Genomic DNA, 4,550 nt, shown 5'->3' with positions numbered 1-4,550 from the left:
GTCCAGTGAAACGACGGATTCTCGCAACGCAAAATCATGCAGTTAGGCCTCATGAGAAAACTGTACACCTGAGGGGAAAAGCATTTTCTACCAAAACTGGCTTGGCAAAACAGCATGACTCACTATTATTCAACAAAGCCCGTTTGATGCTACATCAACTCATTGAATACACGACCATTTTCATCAGGATCGAGCCCATCCGATAACAAGACTTTTTGCATCCACTCGTTATACATAAACCGCATAGCATAATTATTGGTCTTATCATCATCTAACCCCTTAATTACTTCGCTAATGTCTTTGATATCTCCATCAGTTTCATAAAGCGAAACGGTGGAGTTTGATAGAGAATTAATCGTTGTCATTGCTTATTTTCCTTGATTATCATCATTATCCGATAGCAACACTTCACGCGACGGTGAATACGTTCCAAGTTGTTCGTGAAGTTTTTCCAGTGTTTGCTGAGAAAGTTGTTCGCAACTCTCATACAATGATTGCGTGTCAAAAAACGTATCTATTTGATTATCAACAAACGTCTCTGGTAAAAATTCGACCAGTTGCTCACGATACTTAAATACATATCGCAAATCTTGATGATACTCAAAAATGACGCCTCCCCGGTGTATACTATCAATATAGGCCATTAATCTGCGTTTATAACGGCGTCTGTCGCTAGGAAGAAGGATGTAAAAAGGCGTTTTGTCATCTCGGCCATCAATCTCATCGGCCCAGCTTTCAAACAAGGTACAAATCACGCTTTCCTTATTGACAGTGTCACTCAGCAAACGCCTTGCACGCTGGCGAACCTGTCCATAGAGTTCATTCACAATGCCTTGTTTATCCTCAATAAAACCGGTTACTGTTTCAATTGATGTCACAAGGCCGTGTTCATAACCATCGCGATAGGCCTGCTGACGTATTGCCTCAGCATCACGACTGGCATCGTTGATGATCTTTTTGGCATGTTCACGGGCCTGCGCCACGACGTTGATTCTCAGATTATGTGCTACACGATTCTTGTTTGTTAACAGCACATTTTCTTGCAGCATATTCGTATATGATGTCTCAACTTCTTTGAGCATATTGAATGGCCATCCTCATTGCTAATTCATTATCACCGGTTAATGTTGGCGACGCAGTTTCCACATCGTCTCCTGGTGAAAACAATAATGGCAGTCGTTCTCTCATTACCCTCGAGACAGAAGCGGAGAATAAATCAATTTCTCGTTTAGCGCAACACGCATATTGCTCAAGAGAATAAGTAGATGCATTCACTGGCTTAGTTTCAATAATATTCAACAATGAAAACTGCCTGACGGATTTTTCAAGCTTCCACCAGACTCCACACTGAAAAAGATTGCTCTTATGGCGTTGACAAGCCACCATAAAGGCCGCTTTGGGTAACAAATGCCAATGCACAGCTAAATATCGTTCTCTTTCATTATTTAGGTCGAGCGGTTCAACAGAAAGAGAAAAGTTTTCGATTAAAATGTCATTTATAATTCGATTACATCCTGGCGTCGAAAATCCAGAGGGAAGTGAAAAACGTTTTGGATGAATCCATGATATCGGATTATATATGATATTTAGGATATTAGCGCATTCCCTTTGCTCTTTATGCATTAATCTTTCCATGACATTCAGATATCCGCTATTTTTTATCTTCAGGAACATCTACACTGGTTTTAGGATCATCCGGTGTACGTTTATTATTAGTCTGCATCAGGATATGCTTCTTTAGCCTACCTAAAAATGCATGATGGCTTTGACTAATAAATAACAGCACGGCGGCTAACAAGGCAACGGTTACCACGCCAAGGCTTATTAACCACATCGGTGTATCAGACTTTGTTTCTTGAATGGATACCGGCGCATGCCGCTGAACGTCATTAATCTTGGATAACACGACGGAAATATTGTCGTAATTAACGTCCTCAAAGCTATTCTTAAGAAAGCGCTTTACCTCACTGATTAATAAGGTGGTATCAGTAATACTATTATCATGATTGAGCAATGTTGAAATATGAACAGCCGATCTTTTCCTATTACCATCTCTGGAGCTCATATCATAGCTCACATGTACGCGCGCAGAAACCACCCCTGAAATTGACAACAACGAATGCTCAAGTCGTTGCTCGATTCCGGAATAGAGGCGAGCCTTTTCAGCACGTGGAGAAGAAACAAGCGCATCGGCAGGAAACATCTGCGCAATCTCGATTGCTGGAGGGCGTGGCAGCCCATAAGTATTCATTAAATCAACAGAAGCCGAAAAATCCTGAGAACTGACATAGAGACTATACCCCTCTTTTTTGACCTCATTTTTATCAACCTTGATGTTATTGCGCTGTAACAGCGCAATAACATCATTAGCCTGCTGTTGATCTAACCCTTTCAGCAAAATATCTTGCTTACAGCCTACAAGAAAAAATGCCAATATGGGAAATAACAGGTATTTATTCATGATTATGAACGTAATAATGTTTCAACAGCACTGACCCCTTTACGCGTCAATGTACTGATGAGCGAGACATGTAAGTTATAGTCAGAAGTTCGTTGCTGAAGTTCTACCAACATTTCAGGATCTGTTGAAGCATTGGTGTTCTCCAACAATGAAATCACGTCACGCTGTTCCGCAGACATATTTACCGATTCCCTCGAATAAGCGCGAAGCAGACGATCTTCCAACGACACATTGGCAGATTCTGGCATGGTAATATCATGCCAATTGCCAGACAACTGTGTCACCATACTGGTGTTATGATTCATAGCCTATTCCTGGTAACAACATTAACGGAAGTTGGTAATAATCGCAGAGCCCACATCTTTGTATACCTTCACAACGTTAGATTGTGCATTACGGTACAGCGTATACTCTGACAAGCGAGACTGATAAGTCGCCAACAGCTCTGGGTTAGAGGGGTCTTTTGACAGTTTTTCTAGCGCCAGCTTCAATTCAGAATTAAGTTGTGTCACACCATTATCGAAGGTTGATGATTTATTAGATAAATAACCATTCCATGTGAAATCTGTACTTATTGATTCCTTGCTACTCATATAAAATCCTTACTTGTGTTTTTGGGAAATACCAATGTCCAGCGCCAAGTTTTATATAGCTTTGTTCGCCAAATTTAAAAGATTTATCTTTGAACCAATCAGTTTCCAGCTCAACAGAAAAGTGAACATACCTTCCACCCCATTGTTGATAGTATTGATTGACAAAATTCTTGATACTTTCGAGCATACCATCCTCAATGACGCCCAATATAACAAAGGTGATAGTATCGCCATTGTCTATCTCACGGAAAGAGAGCGCCATTTTTTTTAATCCTTGATTGGCAATACTCCTGATTGTTTTATCCTCCAGATTCTCTAGCCTTACTGAATCCATATAAGGGAATTTTTCTTTCAGCGCAGAAATAAAATCACCGCGTTCCTTTTCACTTAATTCATTTCTTTCTGTACTAATTCTAAGAATCGGATGTTGTGGGTCACTCAACCGTATCTGATGAAACTTCAATGCAGGCCAATAGTTTTCCACCCAACGAGAAATTCGCTCTTCTTCGCTGGCAATATTGACAACATTAACCTGTTGGTGCAGCGGATTTCTAACCATGGTTTGAACAGCCCAATCAGTCGCTTTTTCACTGCCAGCAAAAACATAAATCCAATTATCGCGAGCATAAACTATCTGATAATCTTCAGAGGCAAAATTCAATAATGTTGAGACATTATCAAGCTGATGCTGTGTTCCCGTAAGGTAGCCATAGCCCGCGACAAACACGGCACTCACTAAAGCAACTGCTGCCAATGTTTTATACCATACACTTTTGGTATTCTTGACAATATCGGTAGTCGTTGGTGATTGTCCCCTAGCACTGTCCAGATATTCTCCGGATAAGATAGCGTCCGAGAATTCAGAATGTTGATTTCGCCAGACAAATTTTTGCATCCCAACGGTGATAACTTCATTTTCTGACAATGCTGTCATTGGTGAGCCATCGTCAGAGATCTCACGCATATAAACCTCGCATGAGTCGCCCAGTTTAACGATTATCTCGAAACTTACATCCGGTTGGTCAGCAGGAATATAAATAGTATTATCAGGCATCTGTGTGCCATTATATTGCTTGCTAATCGTTTCTTCATCAGTAGAAAGAAAAAGTGTGTTCCCTTCAAGCAAAGCAAACTCACACCCACGTAAAACGCCGTTAAGAAGCCTAACGACTATCCTTTTTTCTTTATCGATATTTTTATCTTCATCCAATAACATTGCTAAACTCTCAAGGAGATCGATACCATTACGTTCACTTTGGACAAGATATACCAACGGACCACCAATATCTTGATTCAATAATAATGGAAAATTGATTTCACATCAGATTTGGCAACCAGTAACGGCTTTGGGCTTTGTTGGGCTTTGTTGAATAAATAGAACTTTTGGGTAATCATCGGAGCAGATCACCACAGTTGTTTCAAAATCAGGTCTCCATGGCAAAACAAAATTTTAAAATCACCAACTGGCCCTCTTATAACAAGGCCCTCAAGCAGCG

Annotated in this window: 7 protein-coding genes; all 7 read right to left on the bottom strand. The window is 40.5% G+C overall.

Going from position 1 to position 4,550, the window contains the following annotated elements:
- Positions 1-149: 149 nt before the first annotated feature.
- The 7 genes from QZ506_RS14635 to QZ506_RS14605 are packed head-to-tail and all read right to left on the bottom strand — an operon-like array spanning position 150 to position 4,351.
- Positions 150-365 carry a hypothetical protein gene (locus QZ506_RS14635; protein ID WP_291972017.1) on the bottom strand — a complete coding sequence of 72 codons (216 nt, stop codon included), beginning with the start codon at positions 363-365 and terminating at the stop codon, positions 150-152.
- Positions 366-368: 3 nt separating this feature from the next.
- Entirely contained in the window at positions 369-1,049 is a 681-nt protein-coding gene (locus QZ506_RS14630) for a hypothetical protein (protein ID WP_291972015.1), read from the bottom strand.
- Positions 1,050-1,065: 16 nt separating this feature from the next.
- Positions 1,066-1,623 (bottom strand): hypothetical protein, encoded by a 558-nt coding sequence (locus QZ506_RS14625; RefSeq protein WP_291972013.1) that lies wholly within the window; start codon positions 1,621-1,623, stop codon positions 1,066-1,068.
- A gap of 28 nt (positions 1,624-1,651) precedes the next feature.
- Positions 1,652-2,461, bottom strand: a complete 810-nt coding sequence (locus tag QZ506_RS14620) for an EscJ/YscJ/HrcJ family type III secretion inner membrane ring protein (RefSeq protein ID WP_291972010.1) — start codon at positions 2,459-2,461, stop codon at positions 1,652-1,654.
- Positions 2,462-2,463: 2 nt separating this feature from the next.
- The gene (gene sctI / locus QZ506_RS14615; protein WP_291972008.1) at positions 2,464-2,748 is read right to left on the bottom strand and encodes a type III secretion system inner rod subunit SctI; all 285 of its coding nucleotides are present in this window, start codon (positions 2,746-2,748) and stop codon (positions 2,464-2,466) included.
- Between the two features lie 39 nt (positions 2,749-2,787).
- Positions 2,788-3,054, bottom strand: coding sequence for a type III secretion system needle complex protein (locus QZ506_RS14610; protein WP_291972006.1), 267 nt, complete (start codon positions 3,052-3,054; stop codon positions 2,788-2,790).
- A complete protein-coding gene (locus tag QZ506_RS14605) occupies positions 3,047-4,351 on the bottom strand; it encodes a PrgH/EprH family type III secretion apparatus protein (protein WP_291972004.1) in 1,305 nt (434 codons plus the stop codon). The genes QZ506_RS14610 and QZ506_RS14605 overlap by 8 nt, the downstream gene beginning before the upstream one ends.
- Between the last annotated feature and the right edge of the window lie 199 nt (positions 4,352-4,550).

The organism is Candidatus Symbiopectobacterium sp. (genome assembly GCF_020054415.1).
Classification (GTDB): Bacteria; Pseudomonadota; Gammaproteobacteria; order Enterobacterales; family Enterobacteriaceae; genus Symbiopectobacterium.
This window is presented reverse-complemented; position numbering and strand designations above follow the sequence as displayed.

Excerpts from the sequence above, each read along its gene's own strand:
- QZ506_RS14630 (WP_291972015.1), bottom strand. The coding sequence starts at position 1,049 with ATGCTGCAAGAAAATGTGCTGTTAACAAACAAGAATCGTGTAGCACAT.
- QZ506_RS14625 (WP_291972013.1), bottom strand. The coding sequence starts at position 1,623 with ATGCATAAAGAGCAAAGGGAATGCGCTAATATCCTAAATATCATATAT.
- QZ506_RS14610 (WP_291972006.1), bottom strand. The coding sequence starts at position 3,054 with ATGAGTAGCAAGGAATCAATAAGTACAGATTTCACATGGAATGGTTAT.
- QZ506_RS14620 (WP_291972010.1), bottom strand. The coding sequence starts at position 2,461 with ATGAATAAATACCTGTTATTTCCCATATTGGCATTTTTTCTTGTAGGC.
- sctI (WP_291972008.1), bottom strand. The coding sequence starts at position 2,748 with ATGGTGACACAGTTGTCTGGCAATTGGCATGATATTACCATGCCAGAA.
- QZ506_RS14635 (WP_291972017.1), bottom strand. The coding sequence starts at position 365 with ATGACAACGATTAATTCTCTATCAAACTCCACCGTTTCGCTTTATGAA.